This is a genomic window from Paenibacillus oleatilyticus, assembly GCF_018998565.1.
Classification (GTDB): domain Bacteria; phylum Bacillota; class Bacilli; order Paenibacillales; family NBRC-103111; genus Paenibacillus_G; species Paenibacillus_G oleatilyticus.
In genome coordinates this window covers 504,933-525,323 of the sequence record NZ_JAHNZO010000001.1, presented here as the reverse complement: position 1 = coordinate 525,323, position 20,391 = coordinate 504,933, and the positions used below count along the sequence as shown (strand labels likewise).

Below are 20,391 nucleotides of genomic sequence, written 5' to 3'. Positions count from 1 at the left end.
TCTCTCTAACACACAGGATGATCGCCATGGCTTTTTTGCATAATTGGATTCGAGGAAAGAAGAGCTTTGCGACGCAAGCGCAGGCGAACCATAAACTGAATACCCCGATCAGCTCCGTATTAGCACAAAATATAGCCGATTTGCATGAGCTGTTCAGTCAGACGCCCGATTTGGTCGTACGTCATTTCGTGATCAAACAGACGGGCAATCAGGCGGCCATCGCTTATTTGGACGGGCTCACGGATAAAAACTCCCTTAACAACGACGTGCTGCGCCCGCTTCAATTCGAAGCGAATGAGGACGCGCTGGGCCATCTGCCCCGGGTGAACGTCGGGAATGTCCGGACGATCAGTCTGTGGTCCGAGCTCGAAATGGCCATGCTGCAGGGCCTCAGCATCTTATTCGAGGAGGGCCGCAGCGAGGCCGCCGTTTTCAATACGCAGGGGTGGCCGCAGCGAGCGATCGAAGACCCGCAGCTCGAAGCATCGCTTAAGGGTGCGCATCAAGGCTTTGTGGAAACCGGCACCCAGAACATCGCGCTGATCCGCCGTTACATTCCGAACCGCGAACTGAAAATTAAGGAACTGACGATCGGCCGCCGGGGGAACACCCTCGTATCCATCTTATATATGGCCGATATCGTTCATCCCGAAGTGTTGAAGGAAATCGAAGACCGCATTCGACAGTTAGACATCGATGCCGTTATTAACACGGGGGAATTGGCCGAGATGATCGAAGACAACCCGTACTCGCCTTTCCCGCAGTTTATCTCCACCGAACGCCCGGATTCGGCTGCCGCTCAATTGTTACAAGGGAGATTTGTCGTCATCGTCGACCGTTCGCCCAGCGTACTGATCGGCCCCGCGACATTTACCTCGTTTTTTCAAAGTGTGGACGATTACAGTACGCGCTGGATGGTCGCATCCTTTACACGTTTGCTGAGATTTATGGGCTTTACCGTAGCCGTCTTTTTGCCGGCGCTCTATATCGCCGTCATTTCCTTTAATTACGAGGTCATTCCGCTGCAGTTGTTATTATCGATCGGAGAATCCCGGGCACGCGTTCCGTTTCCTCCGCTTGTCGAGGCGCTGCTGATGGAGATTACGCTGGAAATGATGCGCGAAGCGGGGGTACGGCTTCCGGCGCCGGTCGGACAAACGGTCGGGATCGTCGGGGGCATCGTGATCGGGCAAGCGGCCGTATCCGCGGGAATCGTCAGCAACATTATGGTTATCGTGGTCGCTTCCACGGCGATCGCTTCGTTTATTATCCCGAATTACGATATGGCTTCCGGCGTCCGGCTGATTCGGTTCCCGATGATGATCATTGCCGCGATGTTTGGGATTGTGGGCATGGTCATCGGCATGATGACCTTGATCGGGCATTTGATTTCACTGGAATCGCTGGGCACGCCTTACGGCAATCCGATCGCTCCGATGCGGTTCGCGGATATGAAGGATACGTTCGTTCGGTTGCCCTTATGGCGCATGAAGGCTCGTCCCAAGAGCTCACGGGCCGTTAATTCGCAAAGAATGGGCGACAACCATCCGAAAGGTGACGGCTGAATGAAGAAGTATGCGTTTAACGAGATCACGCTGATGCAATATATTTTGGCGATTCACGGGATGCAGGTCGGGATCGGCGTGCTCCAGCTCCCCCGTCTGCTGGCGGAGAAGGCCGGAACCGACGGCTGGATATCCTTGGTCATCGGTTGGCTGGTTTCGATTATCGTCAGTCTGGTGATCATCCGGATCATGAAATATTATCCGGAGGGAACGATTCTGGAGCTCTTGTCCCATTATTTCGGCCGTTGGGCAGGGAAGCTCGGGGCACTCGTTTTTGGCGCATACTTCTTTTTCTTTTTCTTTATTGTCATTGTCCGGTCCGTGCTGTTTTTGAAGCTGTGGATTTTGCCGCAAACCTCGGATGCGTTGATCATGATTTTGTTTCTGATCCCGAAACTCCTCATTGTTCCGGGAGGCGTGCGCATTATGGGGAGGTATGCGGAACTCGTTTTTTATATGGCGTTATGGCTTCCGTTCTTCTACCTGCTTCCTTTGTCGGTCAGCCACCATTGGCTTCATCTCTTACCCGTGATGAAGGAAGGCTGGAAAACCATCTTGGAGACATCCCTGACGACCGTCTTGTCTTTCCTTGGGTTTGAAACGGCTTTTTTCCTCTATCCCTTCTTGCAAAAGAAACAGTTCGCTTCCAAAGGGATTATCGTCGCCAATATCCTTACCGTGATCGTTTATCTGGGGGTTACGCTCGTCTGCTTCGTTTTCTTCAGTCCGGACGAAATTGCGCGGTACAACGAACCGACGCTCAGCGTGCTGAAGGTGACGGAGTTCCGGTTTGTCGAGCGGATGGAAATTGTTTTCCTCGCGTTTTACCTGTTTATTCTGTCGACCACCGCGATGCCGATGATGTACTTCACCATTTTTTGCTCGAACTGGCTGTTCGGCACGAAGGCTTTCCGCGGACACTTTTTGGTCGTGGCGGCGGTTGTTCTTGCTTATACGCTTTTCTTTGTTCCGACATTTCCCCAGAGCGATAAGTCTCAGAAGATTTTCGGAAACATCGCGCTCTATCTTTGCTTTGTCCTGCCTTTTGCTCTATGGTTTCTGCTGTGGATGAAAACTCGTTCTGCTCGGAGGAAGCTCGCATGAAACGATGGCTTTCGCTCGGACTGCTGGTTCTTCTGTTCGTGCCCGGCTGCAGCAGCGATAAGATTAATGTCGAGGAGTTGACGCTTGGCTTAATGCTCGGCATGGATCTGGACCAAGATAACCATATGGTGTATTACTTGTCCAGCCCCGTGTTTAACAAGGAAGCGAAGAAGAAAAACGAAGAGTTCGGCCGCAAGACGGAAACGCTCCGCCAATCGATGACGGGGTTCGATGCCATGTCGACCGGGCTAACCATTCGGGGGAAGGTGCAGGTTATGCTGGTAGGCAAACGCGTATTGCAGCATCCCGATTGGTTCCGTCTGTTCGATGTCGTGTACCGGGACGCCAAGTATTCCGTGAACGCCAGAGTTGTCGCTGTGGATGGTCCGGTTGCGGAAATCATTAACTTCTACCCATTGGATAAGCCGCGGCTGCCCCTGCATATGACCAGATTGATCGATACGGCCAACCGAAGGAGCATCACCGTGAAAACGACGCTGCAGGAGCTGCACCGGCAAATGTATGAGAAAGGGGTGACGCCTTCGATCAGTGAAGTTAAGATGGGCAAAGCTATTGAGGTGAAAGGAACGGCCGTGCTGAATGAGCGTGGGAAGTATGCGGAACTGCTCAACTTGCAGGAGAGCACGTTGCTGCTTATTTTGCAGGAGCGCGCGAAGGAAATGAACCTTTCCGTTCAAATTCCGGGAGAGGACGAACGGGGACCGATCCGCCGCAGCGCGATCACCTTTCGGGTCAAAAGTGTCAAAACGAAAATTAAAACCAAGTACGTCCAAGACAGGTTTCAATTCGATATCGATGTTAAATTGCCTATTGCTTTGTCGGAGAAGTTATTCCCGTTTGACGTCAGAAAAGGGGGAGACAAGCTCCAGAAGGCCATTGACGAGCAGTTGAAGCAGCAATTCGACCATATAATCCACAGGTTTCAAAAGCATCAAATCGATCCAATCGGTCTCGGGCTACACGCCCGCGCTTTTGAGTACCAAGCGTACAAGAAGGTGCAGGAGCATTGGGGCGAAGCGTTCGCCAAGGCTGATGTGAAGCTTTCCGTGAAAACAGAAATTACCGATATGGGGCCGGTCAAATAAACGATGCCGGAAGCATGTTTAATCCGTAAAGCGGGTGATGATGAATGAAAAAGTATGCGTTTAATGATATCACATTGATGCAATATATTTTTCTGATTGCCGGTATTCAAATGGGGATCGGTCTGCTTCAGCTCCCCCGCGAATTGGCCGAGCGTGCGGGAACCGATGGGTGGATCGCCATCGTTATCGGTTTTGTCATCGCCACATGTTCCAGTTTAATGATTATCCAAGTGATGAAGCGGCATCCGGAAGGAACGCTTTTTGATCTGCTGAAGCGTTATGTGGGGAAGTGGGCGGGACAAGCCGCAGCGGTCGTTACCGCGCTGTACTTCGCTTTCTTTTCCTATACCATTATGGTAAGGGCGGTACTGTTTGTCAGATCGTGGATTTTACCGAAAACGCCTGATATCGTCATGCTGATTCTGCTCGCTGTCCCGTCGTATTTGGTTGCCCGGGGAGGCGTTCGCGTGTTAGGCCGCTATGCGGAGCTCGTTTTTTATATTACCTTGTGGATGCCTTTTTTCTACCTCCTCTCCTTGAGAGAGAGCAATTGGCTGTACCTGCTTCCTTTGTTTAAAGAGGGCCTGCAGCCGATCCTGCTCGCGGTGAAGCCTGCGTTGTTCGCCTTTTTAGGGTTTGAAGTGGCGTTTCTCCTGTATCCGTTTCTAAAATCGAAACAATACGCCTCCCAGGGGATTATCGTCGCCAATACGCTGGCGCTGCTCGTTTACCTGCATGTTACCGTGACCTGCAACGTCTTTTACAGCCCGGATACCATTACCCACTTTAACGAGCCGTCGGTCAATGTGCTCAAAACGATGGAATTCCGGTTTATCGAACGGCTGGAAATCGTTTTTCTCGCTTTCTTTGTTATTATCATTTCAACGACATGGCTGCCGGGGATGTACTTTACCGTTTTCTCGATCAATTGGATGTTCGGCAGAGAAGATCACCGCAAGCTGCTTCAATGGTTAATGCTGCTTTTTGTCACCAGCATGTTCTTTGTTAAGCCGTCGTTCAACAAGACCGATAAGTGGATTGAAGTTGTCAACTTGTTGGGGATATGCTTCGGTTATTTGTTCCCTTATGTTTTGTGGCTGTACGTATGGATTCACGATCGTGTGCAGTGGAGGCGGAGGGGCACATGAAGCGATGGATACGGTCGGCAGCATTGGCCGTCTGCATAGCGATACTGCCCGGATGTTGGGATCAGACGAATATCGAGGATTTGACGCTCGGGTTATCGATAGGCCTCGACTTGGACGAGAAGAAGAACTTGATGGTTTATATGGCCGCTCCCGTGTTCAGTAAAGAAGCGAAGAAAAAAAATGAAGCCTACGAATTCCGGTCCAAAACAGTCCGCGTGGCCAGAAACAAATTCGATTCCGTCGTGACGGCCCTTACCGTCGGAGGGAAGTCGCAAGTGCTGCTTCTTGGCAAGCGCTTGACGGAGCAGGCAGATTGGTTTCCCTTGATGGATGTCTTTTTCCGGGACGGGAAGCAAACCGTCAATGCGAAGGTCGTGCTTGTGGACGGGCGTGTATCCGATGTGATTCACCATTATCCTAACGACAAACCGCGGCTTTCCCTTCATCTGACCAGGTTGCTCGATAAAAATAACCGGCGAAATTTCACCGTCCGGACGACGATTCAAAAGCTGCTCGATCAGAAGTATGAGAAAGGCATGACCATTTCCATTTCCGAGCTTAAATTGGACAAGGAGTTCGAGGTGAGGGGTACGGCGCTGCTGGATAACAAGGGCAAATACAAGGGCTCGCTGAATCAACAGGAAAGCTCCTTGCTGCTCATTCTGCAGCGGCGTACGGTAGAAGAAGTTCCTTTCAGTATCCATGTTCCGAACGAGCGGAAAAGCGGTGTTTTCGCATCGGATATTGTCAGCTTCAACGCAGGCACCGAGAAGGTCAAGATCAGAACGGCTTACAATCAAGGGAAGTTTCGTTTTGATGTCGGCATCCATTTGTCGGGAGCTTTGACACAAAGACTGTTCCCTTTTGATTTTGCCAAAAAAGGAGGGGAACTGGAAGCTATGATTGAAAAACAGCTGGAGAAGCAATTCTCGGATCTGGTAAAAAAATTCCAGAGTCAGCAGCTCGATCCGGTCGGTTTTGGCATCTATGCCCGGGCCCATCAGTATAAGGCCTATAGACAAGTGCAGCAGCAATGGGGAGACGTGTTCGCAAAAGCGGACGTGAACGTCAAAGTCAAGCTGACGCTCAAGAGCAGCGGGGCCATCAAGTGATGGATGCGGCTCTCAGCGGGGTGGAAAGGGGCCCCTCGGGCAGTCGTACCGGCAGGCCCGAGGGAGGAAAGTTTGTCTGTTATTTCATGAATACACCTCGAATTCGAACAGCGAATACCCGTAGGCCGTGCCGCGCGCGGTGCCGAGTACCCGGACATACCTTGCATTCTGCGAGGCGAACGTGACTTCGTCCGTTCCGCCGCTGCCGCTTGTCGTCGTATAGACGTCCGTCCAATCGGTTGCGTTATCCGACACTTGAATTTTGTACGCCAACGCGTAGGCGGCTTCCCATTTCAGCTTGACTTTACTGACGGCTTTGGACGAGCCGAGATCGACATAGATCCATTGTGGGTCCTTCCCTTCCACGCTGGCCCACCGCGTGCTGCCGTTGCCGTCCACCGCTTTGGACGCTTCGAAGCCTGCGCTTTCGACGGAGCTGGCGACAGCCGGCTTGCCGAGCGCCAGATTGCCGCCTGTCGGCGGAGGCGTGACAGGCACCTCGTCAAGGATGGACGTAATGGCGAGCATATACCAGGCGGCGTGGGGAATCCACTGTTCCAGGCTGCGCCATTTCTCGCCGCCGGATTGGATGAAATCGATCCCGGAGCCGTCGTTGTTTTTGGAATGGATGCCGTTGCTGATCCCGCCGTCGAGGTCCGTATGGCCGTACTTCGTGCTGCCGTAATCCGGGTGATTCGTCCCGAAGCCTCGCAGCATCGAGATGCCGTACGGGTTTTTCCCGAGAATCCAATCCAATTGATCCGCGTAATAGGTCCGGTACGTGTCCGGCAAATTCGCGCTGCCTGCGAAGGCGTATTTCCCCCCGATCAGCGACATGGCCGACAAGGACGACAGCCGCGCATTTTCCCCCTGCCACCAATAATTCGATTCGTTCTGCCGCGGGATGAAGAAATCTTTGAGGAGCTTGCCGTTGTGCTTGGTTACTTGTCTGGACAGGCCGAAGCCGTTCGGAGCTTCGCCGGTAATGGCGATCAGATGGTTAATGTAATTTTTGATCGAATCGATATTCATCGTCTGCGAAGCCGCCGTATCCGTCTGTGCATAGAGAGCCAGCGCCAGCGCGGGCATTCCCGCCTCCGCCGCATGGTAATACGGGCGCGAGCCGCCGTCCGCGTAATACCAGCCTTCCGTGTCCTGCCGGCCCACGATGCTCGCGGCCCGGGCGCGGGCGTCGGCCAGGTAAGTCTGGTTATTCGTCGCTTTGTACAATTCGGTAGCCGCGATCAGCGCGCAGTAGTCGTCGATAATATTTTCGACCCCGTTATCGGTATAGCTGGTGTTGTTCGTCTTCAGATGTGCGTAGGCGCTGACGGCCGCGTTCAAATAGTCGGCGCTGGTGAACTCTCCCGACAAGCCGAGTCTGGCGCTGGCTGCCAGCGCTGCGATCGCCATGCCGCCGCCTTCGCGGAAGGCGGCCTGGTAATTGGCCGACTTGTCGCCCGTGCTGTTGGAGTAGGCGGCCACATACCGCTTGGACAAATCGCCTGTCCAGTTGTCGAACACGGTAACGTAGAAGTACGGATTGTTCGCCTTCATGCGGACGAGGAAATCGGCGCCGAAGGCGGCTTCTTGCTCCAGCGCGGCCTTCTTGCCGATCGCATCGAGCTGCGCCGGGTAGCGGTCGCGGATGTAGCTCATCGCCCAGACGACAAGGGGCGTTTGCTGCGGGGTCATAAAGTTGGTGTACTGGAGATGGCTCAAATATTTGGAGATATCGCCCGAAGCATCGTACCAGCCGCCACGCACGTCGCGGGTCTGGGCGGGATTGCTGCCATACAGCTTCGCTTTGGCGTCGGCGTTCCAAACGGCGCCGGCGTTGCGGCTTTTGAAGAAATAATCGAGCGCCGGGCCGAACGTCTTTTTGAACAGAAGGGCATCGTCGATGTCGAAGGCCGGAGATGTAACCGTGCCGCCCTGAACGATTCTGATTTTGTATGTGCCGGGCGTCCGGAACGCGGTGAAATCGAGCTTGGCAAATACCCGGTCACTGTACCACGAAGTCATGCTTTTCCAATCCGTGGCGGCGATGGCGCCTTGAAAGACGGACTGTGAAGTGGACGCGTCGATCAGCTCAAACGATGTCGGCTTGGCGCCTGAGGACGACCAATCGACGACGGCGGTTTTCGGATACGTTTTCTCGTAGCCGACTTGATTGACGCGGATCGCATTGGCCGCGGCGTGCGACGGGGCGGGGGACGCCGCGAACGCCGACAGCACGATCAGACAGCTCAGGACCAGCATCATGATTCGCTTTCTCATGAAACAGCCTCCTTTATTGTTGTTGTGTAAGCAACGGCGTGCCGTTACTCCTTGACCCCTCCGGCCGTCATGCCGTGAACGAGAAAACGCTGCAGGAAGATAGCAATGAGCAGCGGAGGGATGGAAGCGACGACGCCGCCGGTGGCCACCATGCCGAAATCGACCGCATGCTTGCCGCTGAACTCCGAGATGGCGACGGAGATCGTCTTGGAGTCGAGCGTGGAGGTGAACAGCAGGCCGAAGAAGAAATCGTCCCAGGACAGCAGGAACACGAAGATCAGGGTAGCGACGATGCCGGGTCTGACCATCGGTACGACGACCAGCCGGAGCGTTTGCAGCCGGGTACACCCGTCCAGTGCGGCGGCTTCGTAGAACTCGTGGGACAATTGCTTGAAGTAGCTCTGCATAATCCAGATGACGAACGGGATCGCGAACGACAAATTCAACAGTACGAGCGTCGCTTTGGAGTCGAGCAGGCCCAGTTGGTCCACTATCATATATAAGGGGATGACGATTACGATGGAAGGAATCATGTACGTGAACAAAAACAAGTAAATGAGCGGCTGTCGGAAGGTAAAGCGGTACTTTGCGAAAGCATGAGCGGCCAATCCCCCCACGATCAGTGCGATCAAGGTAACAAAGGCGGCTACGAGCAAGCTGTTCTTCATCGAAATGCGGAAGGCGTAGGCCATATCGTTGTCCGGATTCGTGAAAATATCGCTATACCGTGCAAGCGTCACCCGCTCCGGTATCCAGCGCAGCGGGACGCTCTGCAGATCGACCTGATACGAAATGCTGGACAGCACCAGCCATGCGAAGGGAGCCAGCGTACAGAAGGCGACGGCCAGTCCGAACGCATACTGGACGAAAGTCAGCGTGCGCGATTTCATGTCTTCGCCTCCCCGGTGCCGAACCCTTTCACGTAAGCGAACGTCAGCAGAGCGATGAAAGCGGCGATCAGGTAGGACAGCGTCGCCCCTTCGGAAAACTGGAGGCTGGTGAACGCTTTGATGTAGGTCATATAGTTAACGACCATCGTTCCGTTAGCGGGTCCGCCTTGGGTCAGAACGAAGATCAGGTCGAACACCTTGAATGTTTCCATCGTCCGCATGACGATCAGGAACAGGAACGTCGATTTCAGATACGGCAGCGTAAGGACGGCGAATCTGCGCAGCAGGCCGGCGCCGTCGATATTCGCCGCCTCGTAGACGCTTTTGTTCGTAAGCTGCAGGGAGGCTAGGATGAAGATGGCGACGAACGGCGTCATTTTCCACACGTCGGCGAGGATTACCATGTTCATGGCCGTCCAAGGGCTGCTGAGCCACGGCCGATACGCATCGATGAGATGAAGCTGGGTCAGCAGAGCGTTCAGCGCCCCGTACTCCGGGTGGTAAATCCATTTCCACATCGCGCCGTTGACGATGGTCGGTACGGCCCAGGGCAGGATGATAACGGAGCGCAAAAAGCGGACGCCGGCGAATTTCTCGTTGAGCAGCAGCGCGATCATCGTACCGAGCAGCAGCTCCGCCGCGATGGAGACGGCCGCGAAATAAGCGGTTCGTCCGAAGGCCGACCAGACGTCGGGATTGCCGAGGACGGAGGCGTAATTGCTCAACCCGACGAACTCGCCCGACCCGGACGAGGTCAGGTTCCGGTCCTGCACGCTATACAGCAGCGTTTGGATCAGCGGAAGCAGGACAATACCGAACACCAGCACGATGGCAGGAGCGACGCTGAATAGTCCGAACGCTTGGTCACCGGTTCTTTTTTTCATAAAGCATCTCTCCTTGGCAAGGCAGGGGGCGGCGAAGCGCCCCGTTACGGATTATTTCGCGATATCCTTGACTACTTTGGCCTGCAGGTCGTCGAGCGCCTTCTGCGGCGTCGCTTTATCGAGCAGCGCCTGGTGGACGGAAACCTGCAGCTCGGTGGAAAATTGGCCATACCACGGCACTTGCGCGCGGTTGACGATATGCTCGTACTGCTTCTTGGACACTTCAATCAGCTGCGGGTTCGTGCCGACGACGGCGCTGTCGTTGAATAGCGATTTCCAGATCGGCAGCGCGCTTTGGGCATGTTTTTTCTGGAACTCCTTCGACGACAGAAACTGGATGAATTTCCAGGCCTCGTCGGAATGCTTGCTTTTCTTGGAGATTGCCAGCCCCATGCCTCCGTTCGTCGTGGCGCTCGGCTTTTTGGCCGTTCCGGGCACGGCGGCGATGCCGACCTTGCCTACGACCTTGGACTCCTTCGGGTCGTTCGCCATGTCGTACATGTAAGTCCAGTTCAAGGCGAAGGCGGCTTTGCCGCTGGAAAATACGCCTCGCACATCCTCCTCCAAATATTCTACGGAGCTCGGATTCGTCAGCCCGTCCTTGATCGACTTTTGCATAAACGTGAGCGCTTCGACGTTCTCGGGCGTCCGGATCGTCGGCTTGCCGTCCTTCACAAACTCGCCGCCGAAGGAGCCGGCGATCATTGTGAAGTCTACCGACAAGGCTTCCGCCTGCTTCCATGACCAGACGATCGGATGCTCGACGATTTTTTTCTCTTTCAGCGTTTTGGACGCGGCGATCAGTTCGTCCCACGTCTTGGGCACCTCGGCAATTCCCGCTTTCTCCAGCATTTCCTTGTTGTAGAACAAATACTTGACGTCATTGAGCCACGGCATGCCGTACAGCTTGCCGTCGGCGCGCATCGCGCTCAGCGCGCCTTCGAAGATATCGCCGCGCTCGGCGTCCGATACTTTGCCCGTTACATCGAGCAGCAGATTCGCTTTGACGAATTTGGCGGTCCACGGCGCATCGATCAGCATGACGTCGTAGCTTCCTCCGCCGACGAGAATTTTTTGCTCCAGCGCCTCGTATGGCACAAAGGTGGCCTCGACCTTAATGTTGGGATTGGCTTTGATGAATGCGTCGACCGCTTCCTTGATCGCTTCCTCGCTGTAGCCCGCCTGCTTCATGAAGATGGCGTTCAGGGAAACGCTTTCTTTTTTCGGGCTTTCTTCTTTCTTTTCCGGCGCAGTTGCGGCGGGCGTCGTCGATGCGGCGCATCCGGCGAGCAGACCGACTGCCGCGCAGACGTTCAGCACGGCCGCAAGCTTCTTTTTCATAGGCGGCTTCCCCCTTGGCGGATAATGATTTTATCGTAAAGCAAGCAAGGGCGGATGGAAATGAACGATCCTTGCACGATTATGGACAATTCTGATTTTTTAACGCCTGCTTCTTGTAATCGGTCGGGCTTAGGCCGTACAGCTTGCGGAACAGGCGGTTGAAATAAAACGGGTCCGGAATGCCGACGTGTTCGGCGACCGCTTTGACGCTCAGGTCGGGATTTTTCAGCAGCTCTCTGGCCCGCTCCATGCGCAGCCCGTTCAAGTAGCCGACGATCGTTTGGCCGGTCTCGTTCTTGAACAGGCGCGACATGTGGCTTTCATTCAATTTGACGTGCCGGGCGACCGCCTCCAGCGTAATTTTCCGGTCGATATGCCGGAGCAAATATTCGATGATTTCGCACACTTCCTTGCGGTATTTCCGCGCGGCGGGAGGAGGAGCGTGGCGCTCAAGGTAGCGCAGCGCCTCTGCGAACGCGGCCCGGAACTCACCGGCGGTTCCCGCTTGCGTGAGCGAATCGCGGTACGTCCCCGGTAGAGCGCAGCTCCCGCCGGTCCCCGCACTGGCCGCCTCCCAGCAGTCGATCACCGTCAAGGCGCTCCGCGCCAGCAGGGAAGGGTGAAGCCGCGCCTCTCCGGCCGCTTCCAGCAAGGCTTCCATCGCTGCGGGCAGGCCATCGGTTTCGCCGGAACGAATCCGCGCGATCATGTCGTCCTGCAGCCGTACGATAGGCGGAGGAAGTGAACCTTCGTGGCAGCCGGTCTCCTCGGCATGCATAACGACCGGGGCCGGAAGGTAGAAGCGGATGCCCGCCGCCCGCTTGCAGGCGCGGTAAGCTCCGCTTGCGTGACGCAGCCCGGTGAATGGTTCGCTGACGACGAGGTTAACCTCCATATTCAAGTACATCCGCAGCATGTCCGCGATCTGCTTGGCAAGCTGTATTTTGCTGCTCCCGGAGGCGTACCGTCCTTGTCCGGAGAGCAGCACCATGTACTCGCGGCCGGCAATTTCCGCAAACTCGCCCACGGGCAGGCCGGTCATCAGCTCGGATACGATGTTGCGTATGGAGAATGACATCAGCTGCTTTTGGCTCCATTTGTTCCGGTCATACCGGTCGACGTGCAGGTACAGCAGGAACAGCGGCCGCTCGCCGGGCTCGATCTTGAGACTGCTCGATTGTCGTATCAGCTCGCTATCAGACAGCGGTTCGCCATGGATCAGTTCCTGGAAAAAGCGGTTTTTCGATAGCCGGTAGCCTTCCATCACCGCTTCCGTCTTGATCCGGTCTGCTTCTCTCTCCTGGCACTCGGTGAGGATGAGCTCGCGGGTTTTGCCGAGCACGGCGAGCAGTTCCTCCGCTTTCAGGGTCACCTTCAGCAAGTAGTCAAGCGCGCCGAGCTTCAGCGCCTCGCGTACCAGTGCGTACTCGTCGTAGTTGCTCAGAGCGATGATTTTGCCGCGAAACCCGGGGCGGCTTTGCAGCTCCTGAATCAGCTCAAGCCCGTCCATCCGCGGCATCCGCAGATCGGTGATGACGATATCCGGGTCCAACCGGTCGATCATGCCGAGCGCCGCCAGCCCGTCCTCCGCCCCGCCGCACAGCTCGTAGCCGTGCTCCTCCCACGGAATCATCATGTTGAGCCCGATGCGGAGCATTTTTTCATCGTCTACGATCATGACCTTCACTCCTGATTTCCCCCGATCATCGGCATCGTCAGCAGGACCCGGGTGCCTTCGCCCTCCCGGCTTTCCACCGACAGCCCGTATTTCGTCCCGAAATTAAGCTGGATTCGTTCCTGAACGTTGCGTATTCCGATATTGGACAAGCGGTGCTTCCCGCGATAATTCGAATCGAGCAGGCGGCGAAGCTGCTCTTCGTCCATCCCTTTGCCGTTGTCCTGAACGGCGATCAGCAATTGTCCGTCCGCGCTTGTGGCGGAAATGACGAGCTTCTTTTCCTCGCGCTCCGCGCCGTCGAGCCCGTGGATCAAGGAGTTTTCCACGATCGGCTGGAGAATGAACTTCATAATGGCGGCCTCGGACAGGCCGTCGTCGATGTCATACTCGACGGTAAACGAGCTTCCGAAGCGAAGGCGTTGAATGATGAGGTAATTGTCCACATTGGCAAGCTCCGAGCGGAGCGGGATAAATTCCTTCTTGTCGACCATCGTATGGCGGAGCAGCTCGGCAAGGGCGGTCAACCCGTCGCTGACGACCGGCACGTGATTGATCGCGGCGGTCCATTTCAGGCAGTTTAACGTATTGAACAAAAAATGCGGATTGATCTGCGCCTGCAGCATCTGGAGCTCGATTTCCCGCTTCTTGATCTGCTCCTGCTTCGTATGGTCGATCAGATCGCGAAGCTGCTCGATCATGAGGTTGAACTTGCCCGTCAGGAAGCCGATCTCGTCGTTGCCCGGGTCCTGGATTCTGACCTGGAAATTGCCGGTGGAGACCTGCTTCATCGATTCGGTCAGCCGCTGCAAGGGGGTGGAGATGCTGGTTGAGATCAGGAACGCGAGCAGGAGGGAGCACAGGAGGCACAGCCCGACGACCAGCACGATATAAGGCAAAATTTGCTTCGTTTCTTTATTGAGCAGCTCGTAAGGGATCGTTCCGACCAAATACCAACGCGAGACGGCGTCGTAGGAATAGACCAAAAGGTATTTCTGCTTGTTGAATACGGCGGAGAACGCCCGCGTCCCGAGCAGCTCATGCTCCGAAATTTCCTTCAGCAGCTCGCTGTTCGGGTAATTGGCGCCTACTTGAAGACTGCGGTTTCCCGCCGATAAAACGACGCCCCGCGTATCGGCAATGAACAGGTCCGAGCCTTCGCCGACGTCGGCATCCTCATGGATAATGCGGGAGTAATAGCTTTCCTTGACGGCGATGAATACGTAGCCGATGGTGTTCATCCAGTCGAACTGCGAATGAATCGGCCTCGCGAGCACGATGCAGTCGACGCCGTTCTTCGTCACGATATGGGTCCAGACGTCTTTGCCGTCGCCGGCCTCGATCATATCGGTCAACATGGCGATGTCTTCGTCCCGGAGCTTGTCATAGCCCAGATCGTACATCAAGTTGCCGGAAGAATTGGTGATTTGGAGGGACTTGATTTGGCTGAACAGCTTGCGTCCGCTGAAGGCGCTGTTCAACTCGTAGTAGCTGTCCATGACGGACTGCGTGTCCAGGGCGGTGTTCGCCTGCAGCAGGCTGGTTTGCACGAGGTTATGCATCATGATCTGGTCCGTTAAATACAGCAGCAGCTCGTTTTCCCGCTTAATTTCGTTGCGCAGCTGGTCCAAAATTTGCAGCGAGTAGGCGCTGATCTTCGAGCGGATCGCTTCGCCCGACTTGTTATACGTCAGCAGCGTGGCGATGCATAGGGGAAGGATGGAGAGAAAAAGAAATGACAGAATAAGCCGGTTCTTGATTTTGGAGCGGCGCAAATACGGATGAATCCGCGCCGCCCAACGGAGTTTGTCCCAATGCCTCACGTCGATCGTTTCACAACCTCTCTCTAAAGGATCGTACTTTGTGCCTAGACCTGTTTCCAAGTTCAGGAAGATTCTCCTAGATTTAAAGTACCTTCCGCATGGGGTGAACGTCAAGAGCAGGATTGGGTGGGGCGCCGTCTTCACATCATCTTTGGATTCATTTAACATAGCGCAAACAATCGGAGGATAAAGTGAAGATGTAGAGAATACAACAAAGTGAAGGAAGATGAAGGATTTCCTTCTTGGCGGGGTAACGGAGCGGAGGAAAGGCATGGAGACGACGTTTGTGTGGTTCGATTTGGGTTATACGTTAGTTTATTTGGAAAGGGAACAATGGTTTGCGGCCTATTTGGCCGAGCAGGGGATCGCCAGGAAGCTGCGGGAGATCGAGCTGGCCTACCATTATGCGGACAAGCTGTTCATGCGCGAATACCCCGGCATTCTTGGAAGGGAAGCGTCGACGTTTTTCCCATGGTACCTCGGCGTGCTGAATTACCGGCTGGGGCTGTGCCTCGATCTGCAGGAGCAGTGGCGGCGTTTGAACGAGCTGCGGACGGAGCGCCGTTCGCCTTGGGTGGCTTATCCTTATGCGGCCAAGGTGCTGGCGGAGCTGAAACGGGCGTCCTATGGCATCGGCCTGATCTCCAACTGGGATGCCAGTGCCAGACAGGTGCTGGCGGATACCGGGCTGCTGCCGTATTTCGACCATGTGATCGTTTCTTCGGAAGTCGGCATAGAGAAGCCGGACCGGGCTATCTTCGAGCTGGCACTGCGGCAGGCGGGCGTACATGCGGAGGAATGCTGCTACGTTGGGGACAATTATTACGACGATGTCGTCGGCTGCCGCGAAGTGGGGATGGACTGCTGCCTGATCAACCGGTTCGGCCGGGTCGGCATCGAAGAGGTGCAGCATGAGCCCGTCCTCGCGTCGGTGCAGGAGCTGCCCGCCTATTTACACAGAAAGGAATGGAAGCGCAGCGTATGAGCGTAGAGCGCAAGATCGAGCAGCTATTCGATTCGCTGAGTCCGAGTCAAAAGAAAGCCGCCTACTTTCTGACCAAAGACATCCGTCAGGCGGCGGTTCTGCCGGCCAAAAAGATGGGCGAGCTTGCCGGCGTCAGCGAAGCCACGGTGCACCGGCTCGCGCAGACACTTGGCTTCGAAGGCTACGCTGCACTGCAGAACGAGCTGCAATCGCAGTTTCTGCAGGCGCGTCCCGTGCAGCGGCTGCTGGAAACGGCGCAGGAGGAGCAGGCGACGTGGCTTGACGAGCTGTTCGCGCAGGACATCGACAACCTCCGCGAGACCGCCGCGCTCAAGCAGGAGGCGAAGGTGGAGGAGGCCGTCCGGCTGCTGCTGGACGCGGAGCGCACGTATACGGCAGGCTGGCGCGCCGGCCTTGCGGTGACCGCGCCGCTCGCTTACATCATGCATTACATGCTCGGCCAGGCCCGGCTGGTGCCGCAAGGCGAGGCGGCGGAATATGCGGCGCATTTCCGGCCGGGGGACGTGCTGCTCGTCTCCGGGTTTCCCCGCTACTGCCAGACGACGAGGCACTTGACGGAAGCGGCCAAAGAGAAGGGCGCGCGCATCGTCGCCTTGACGGACTCGCCGGTATCGCCTTTTGCCAAGCTGGCCGACGTGTATTTGCTTGCCGCGACCCGTTCGCGGGGCTTTCTCGATTCGTACGTGGCGCCGCTTGCGTTGGCTAACGCTTTGATCAAGAAGATGGCCCAGCTCGACTTGGAGCGGGTCAAGCGCAATATGGTGGAGATGGAACGGAAGTTCCGGATGTTCGAGACGGAATCGTCCGGGTGGACCGGACCGAACGGAAAGGGGACAACGAAATGAAATTGACGATTTTGGGCCCGTGGGGCGCTTATCCGGCTGCGGATTCCGCGTCGGCGTCGTATTTGATTCAGACGGAGTCGGTCAACGTGCTGCTGGATTGCGGCTCCGGCGCACTCGCCCAGCTCCAGCGGCATCTGCCGCTCGAAGAGCTGGATGCGGTCGTGCTCACGCACTACCATACCGACCATATCGCCGACGTGTATTGCCTTCAGCACGCGGCGATGATTCTGATGCAGCTCGGCCGCAGGACGAAGCCGATCGAGATTTACGCCCACGACGCGGACCCTGTGGCCTTCGCAACGCTCGCTTACGGAGAGTACATGCACTCGCATGTCATTGCGGTAGGAGATACGCTTGCGCTGGGCGATCTGACGTGGACCTTCGGGCATACGACGCATCCGGTTCCGTGCCTGTCCATGCGCATCGAGCATGGGGGGCAGACGCTCGTGTTTACGGGCGATACCGCTTGGAACGACGATTTGGTGCGGATCGGCCGGAACGCGAATCTGCTGCTCTGCGAAAGCAATCTGTACAACGAATACTTCGGCAAAATCGGCGGCCATCTGACCGCCGGCGAAGCGGGAAGACTCGCCTCGCAGTGCGGAGCGAAGCGGCTCGTGCTGACGCACCTTCCCCAGTACGGCGATCTGGCCCAGCTTGTCCGGGAAGCGCAAGAGACGTATCAAGGACCGATTGATCTCGCTCGCACGGGCGATCAATATCGGCTGTAGTACAGCTGGAGTGGGTGTTGAGAAAGTGGTGAATGAGGTAATAGAGGTGTACGAGAGGGTGGGGTATCTACTTCCGGTCGCTCTTGTCTGCAGGAAATTCTTATTGGAAGCCGCTTAGCAGCGGATATTTCCCGCAGACAAAGGCGAACGCTATCACTCCTCCAGTAGATACCCCACCTCCGTTTGTTGCTCTACTTTAGTCCAAAACCACTTTCACAACACTCTGACCCGCTGTACTACAGCCGGAAGAAATTAAAAATAGAAAAGAGGAGAAACCATGCTAACCGAAAGATTGCGAAGGACCCCCCTGCTGCTTGCCGCTCTGCTGCTGTCCGTCACCGTCCTGTCCGCCTGCGGCTCGGGCGACCCGGCCAAGACGCCGGCGACCGGAGCCGAAGCAGCCAAAGAGCCCGTGCAGGGCGGCAGCGTCGTCGTCGCCGTTCCGCAGGACCCGGACTATCTCGACCCGCACCTGGCCGTCGCTTCGGGGACGCAGGAGATGATGTTCAACGTGTTCGAAGGCCTGCTCAAGCCCAACGAAAAAGGGGAGCTGCAGCCCGCGGTCGCACAGGAATACAAGGTTTCTCCCGACGGGCTGACGTATACGTTCACGCTGCGTGACGGCGTCAAGTTCCACAACGGCAAGACGGTGGCGGCGGAGGACGTGAAGTTTTCGTACGAGCGGCTGATGGGCAAAGAAACGGGTAAGCCGCTCTCCAGCGCCTTCGCGAACGTCGAAGCCGTCGATACGCCGGACGCCAGGACGGTTACGGTCAAGCTGAAAAAGAACGACGTATCGTTCATGAGCAACTTCACGGCCGCTATTTTGCCGAAGGGATACGACAACCAGAATAAAGCGCCGGTCGGCACGGGGCCGTTCAAATTCGTCGAGTTCCAGCCGAACCAGAAGCTCGTGATCGAGAAGAACAAAGACTATTACGTCCAAGGCGTGCCTTACCTCGACAAGGTCGAATTCCGCATCATGCCGGATGCCGAGGCTTCGCTGCTTGCTTTGAAATCGGGGGACATCGACATGTACCCGCGAATCGGCAACGAGCGCATCGCCGAGTTGGGGGATCAATTCCGCTATGTGGAAGGCATGCAAAACATGGTTCAGCTCATGACGATGAATATCGCCCGCAAGCCGTTCGACGACCCGCGTGTGCGTCAGGCGGTCAATTACGCCGTGGACACGGATGAAATTATAAAAGTCGTAGCCGACGGCAAAGGAACGAAGCTCGGGTCCAACATGAGTCCGGTCATGCAAAAATATTTTCAGGAAGGCCTGGAATCGACCTATAACGTGAACGTGGACAAAGCGAAAAGCCTGCTGGCCGAAGCAGGGCTGAAGGACGGCTTCAGCACGACGATTTCGGTGCCGTCGAACTACAAATTTCATGTCGATACCGCGCAGGTCATCGCGCAGCAGCTCGCGAAAGTCGGCATCACCGCCAAAATCGAAATGGTCGAATGGGCCGTCTGGCTGGACCGGATCTACAAAGGCCGCGACTACGATATGACGATCATCGGGCTGACGGGCAAGCTCGATCCGCACGAGGTGCTGGTACGCTACGCGTCCGACTACAAGTCGAACTTCTACAACTACAACAACCCGGAATACGACAAGCTGATCAAGGCCGCCCAGGTCGAGCTGGACGACGCCAAACGGGCGCAGCATTATAAAGACGCGCAAAAACTATTGACCAAAGACGCCGTCGCCGTCTACATCATGGACCCGAACTTCACCGTAGCGATGAAAAAAGAGCTGGACGGCTACAAGCTGTACCCGATTTACGTGCAGGATATGTCCACGATTCACCGGGTGAAGTAACAAGAAGCTGGGGTAATGTCGAGTTAAACGGGCGGATCACACGGAAAAAAGGCATCTCGAATGAACCGCCCACTTTTTAAAGAAAGGAGTGACAGCGACGTGACGTACGCATGGCGGAGAGCCTTTACATTCGTGCTGACGGTGCTGCTGGTCCTGATGATGACCTTCGCCGTCTTTCGGATCATTCCGGGGAACCCGGCTTTGACCATTCTCGGGATGGAAGCGGACGAGGCTCAGGTGGCCGCGCTTGAAGCAAAGCTGGGCATCGACCGCCCGCTCGGCGAGCAGTTCGCGGGGTGGCTCGGGGGCGTTGTCTCGGGCGATCTTGGCGAATCGCTCAAGTTTTCCAGGCCGGTCGGGGAGCTGATTCTGGACCGGCTGCCGGTGACGGCGTCGCTCGCGGTGCTGTCCATGGCGATGACGGTCGTCATCGCCGTGCCGCTCGGCATCGCGGCGGCCAAATCCCAGCGCCGGGCGTCCGGCTGGTGGATTTCGCTGCTCAGTCAGCTCGGACTGGCCATTCCGTCGTTTTGGCTGGGCATTTTGCTCGTGCTGCTGTTCGCCCTGACCTTCCGCTGGTTTCCGGCCGGAGGCTACGTCCGTTGGTCGGAATCGCCGCTCGAAGCGCTGCGCACCTTGTTCCTGCCTTCGCTGGCCGTAGCGATCCCGCAGGTCGCCGTCGTGGTACGCTACCTGCGGACGACGATGCTGGAGCAGCTCAAGCAGGACTACGTCCGGACCGGCTACAGCAAGGGGCTGAGAGAACGGGCGGTGCTGTACAAGCACGTGCTGAAAAATGCGCTCATCCCCGTCGTTACGGTGATGGGAATGATTTTTGCCGACGTGCTGGGCGGCAGCCTGGTGGTCGAGCAGGTGTTTGCGCTGCCGGGGCTCGGGCGGCTGCTCGTTTCCTCGATCGGCGCCCGCGATTTTCCGCTTGTTCAGGGGATGATTTTATTCACGGCCGTAACGGTCATTGCGATCAATTTTGCCGTCGATATGCTGTACCGGGTGCTGGACCCGAGAATTCGGTTGAAGTAGGAGAAGAGC

The 20,391-nt window shown here is 56.2% G+C and carries 16 protein-coding genes; 10 read left to right on the top strand and 6 right to left on the bottom strand.

The window, feature by feature from the left end:
- The first annotated feature begins 26 nt into the window (after positions 1-26).
- The 5 genes from KQX66_RS02365 to KQX66_RS02345 are packed head-to-tail and all read left to right on the top strand — an operon-like array spanning position 27 to position 6,035.
- Positions 27-1,565 carry a spore germination protein gene (locus KQX66_RS02365; protein WP_216789227.1) on the top strand — a complete coding sequence of 513 codons (1,539 nt, stop codon included), beginning with the start codon at positions 27-29 and terminating at the stop codon, positions 1,563-1,565.
- Complete coding sequence (locus KQX66_RS02360) at positions 1,566-2,669, top strand: GerAB/ArcD/ProY family transporter (RefSeq protein ID WP_216789225.1); 1,104 nt, start codon at positions 1,566-1,568, stop codon at positions 2,667-2,669.
- On the top strand, positions 2,666-3,775 hold the full coding sequence (locus KQX66_RS02355) for a Ger(x)C family spore germination protein (RefSeq protein ID WP_216789222.1): 1,110 nt from the start codon (positions 2,666-2,668) through the stop codon (positions 3,773-3,775). Before KQX66_RS02360 ends, KQX66_RS02355 begins: the two co-directional genes overlap by 4 nt.
- A gap of 44 nt (positions 3,776-3,819) precedes the next feature.
- Positions 3,820-4,923 carry a GerAB/ArcD/ProY family transporter gene (locus tag KQX66_RS02350; protein WP_216789220.1) on the top strand — a complete coding sequence of 368 codons (1,104 nt, stop codon included), beginning with the start codon at positions 3,820-3,822 and terminating at the stop codon, positions 4,921-4,923.
- Positions 4,920-6,035 (top strand): Ger(x)C family spore germination protein, encoded by a 1,116-nt coding sequence (locus KQX66_RS02345; protein ID WP_216789218.1) that lies wholly within the window; start codon positions 4,920-4,922, stop codon positions 6,033-6,035. Before KQX66_RS02350 ends, KQX66_RS02345 begins: the two co-directional genes overlap by 4 nt.
- A gap of 84 nt (positions 6,036-6,119) precedes the next feature.
- On the opposite strand, the gene KQX66_RS02340 is transcribed toward KQX66_RS02345, so the two are convergent.
- The 6 genes from KQX66_RS02340 to KQX66_RS02315 all read right to left on the bottom strand — a co-directional run bounded on the left by KQX66_RS02340 (position 6,120) and on the right by KQX66_RS02315 (position 14,988).
- Positions 6,120-8,315 (bottom strand): galactose-binding domain-containing protein, encoded by a 2,196-nt coding sequence (locus KQX66_RS02340; protein ID WP_216789216.1) that lies wholly within the window; start codon positions 8,313-8,315, stop codon positions 6,120-6,122.
- 44 nt (positions 8,316-8,359) lie between these two features.
- Positions 8,360-9,205 carry a carbohydrate ABC transporter permease gene (locus tag KQX66_RS02335; RefSeq protein WP_216789214.1) on the bottom strand — a complete coding sequence of 282 codons (846 nt, stop codon included), beginning with the start codon at positions 9,203-9,205 and terminating at the stop codon, positions 8,360-8,362.
- Positions 9,202-10,089, bottom strand: a complete 888-nt coding sequence (locus tag KQX66_RS02330) for a carbohydrate ABC transporter permease (RefSeq protein ID WP_216789212.1) — start codon at positions 10,087-10,089, stop codon at positions 9,202-9,204. Before KQX66_RS02330 ends, KQX66_RS02335 begins: the two co-directional genes overlap by 4 nt.
- A gap of 51 nt (positions 10,090-10,140) precedes the next feature.
- On the bottom strand, positions 10,141-11,430 hold the full coding sequence (locus KQX66_RS02325; protein WP_216789209.1) for an ABC transporter substrate-binding protein: 1,290 nt from the start codon (positions 11,428-11,430) through the stop codon (positions 10,141-10,143).
- Between the two features lie 79 nt (positions 11,431-11,509).
- Positions 11,510-13,108 (bottom strand): response regulator, encoded by a 1,599-nt coding sequence (locus tag KQX66_RS02320; RefSeq protein ID WP_216789207.1) that lies wholly within the window; start codon positions 13,106-13,108, stop codon positions 11,510-11,512.
- Between the two features lie 5 nt (positions 13,109-13,113).
- Positions 13,114-14,988, bottom strand: coding sequence for a cache domain-containing sensor histidine kinase (locus tag KQX66_RS02315; RefSeq protein ID WP_216789205.1), 1,875 nt, complete (start codon positions 14,986-14,988; stop codon positions 13,114-13,116).
- A gap of 211 nt (positions 14,989-15,199) precedes the next feature.
- Here KQX66_RS02315 and KQX66_RS02310 point away from each other — a divergent pair, with 211 nt between their 5' ends.
- The 5 genes from KQX66_RS02310 (at position 15,200) to KQX66_RS02290 (ending at position 20,382) form a co-directional block, all read left to right on the top strand.
- Positions 15,200-15,913 (top strand): HAD family hydrolase, encoded by a 714-nt coding sequence (locus KQX66_RS02310; protein ID WP_216789203.1) that lies wholly within the window; start codon positions 15,200-15,202, stop codon positions 15,911-15,913.
- Entirely contained in the window at positions 15,910-16,779 is an 870-nt protein-coding gene (locus KQX66_RS02305) for a MurR/RpiR family transcriptional regulator (RefSeq protein WP_216789201.1), read from the top strand. The genes KQX66_RS02310 and KQX66_RS02305 overlap by 4 nt, the downstream gene beginning before the upstream one ends.
- Positions 16,776-17,510, top strand: a complete 735-nt coding sequence (locus tag KQX66_RS02300) for an MBL fold metallo-hydrolase (protein ID WP_216789200.1) — start codon at positions 16,776-16,778, stop codon at positions 17,508-17,510. Before KQX66_RS02305 ends, KQX66_RS02300 begins: the two co-directional genes overlap by 4 nt.
- A gap of 277 nt (positions 17,511-17,787) precedes the next feature.
- Positions 17,788-19,341 (top strand): ABC transporter substrate-binding protein, encoded by a 1,554-nt coding sequence (locus tag KQX66_RS02295; RefSeq protein WP_216789199.1) that lies wholly within the window; start codon positions 17,788-17,790, stop codon positions 19,339-19,341.
- Positions 19,342-19,440: 99 nt separating this feature from the next.
- The gene (locus tag KQX66_RS02290; protein WP_216789198.1) at positions 19,441-20,382 is read left to right on the top strand and encodes an ABC transporter permease; all 942 of its coding nucleotides are present in this window, start codon (positions 19,441-19,443) and stop codon (positions 20,380-20,382) included.
- Positions 20,383-20,391 lie beyond the last annotated feature (9 nt).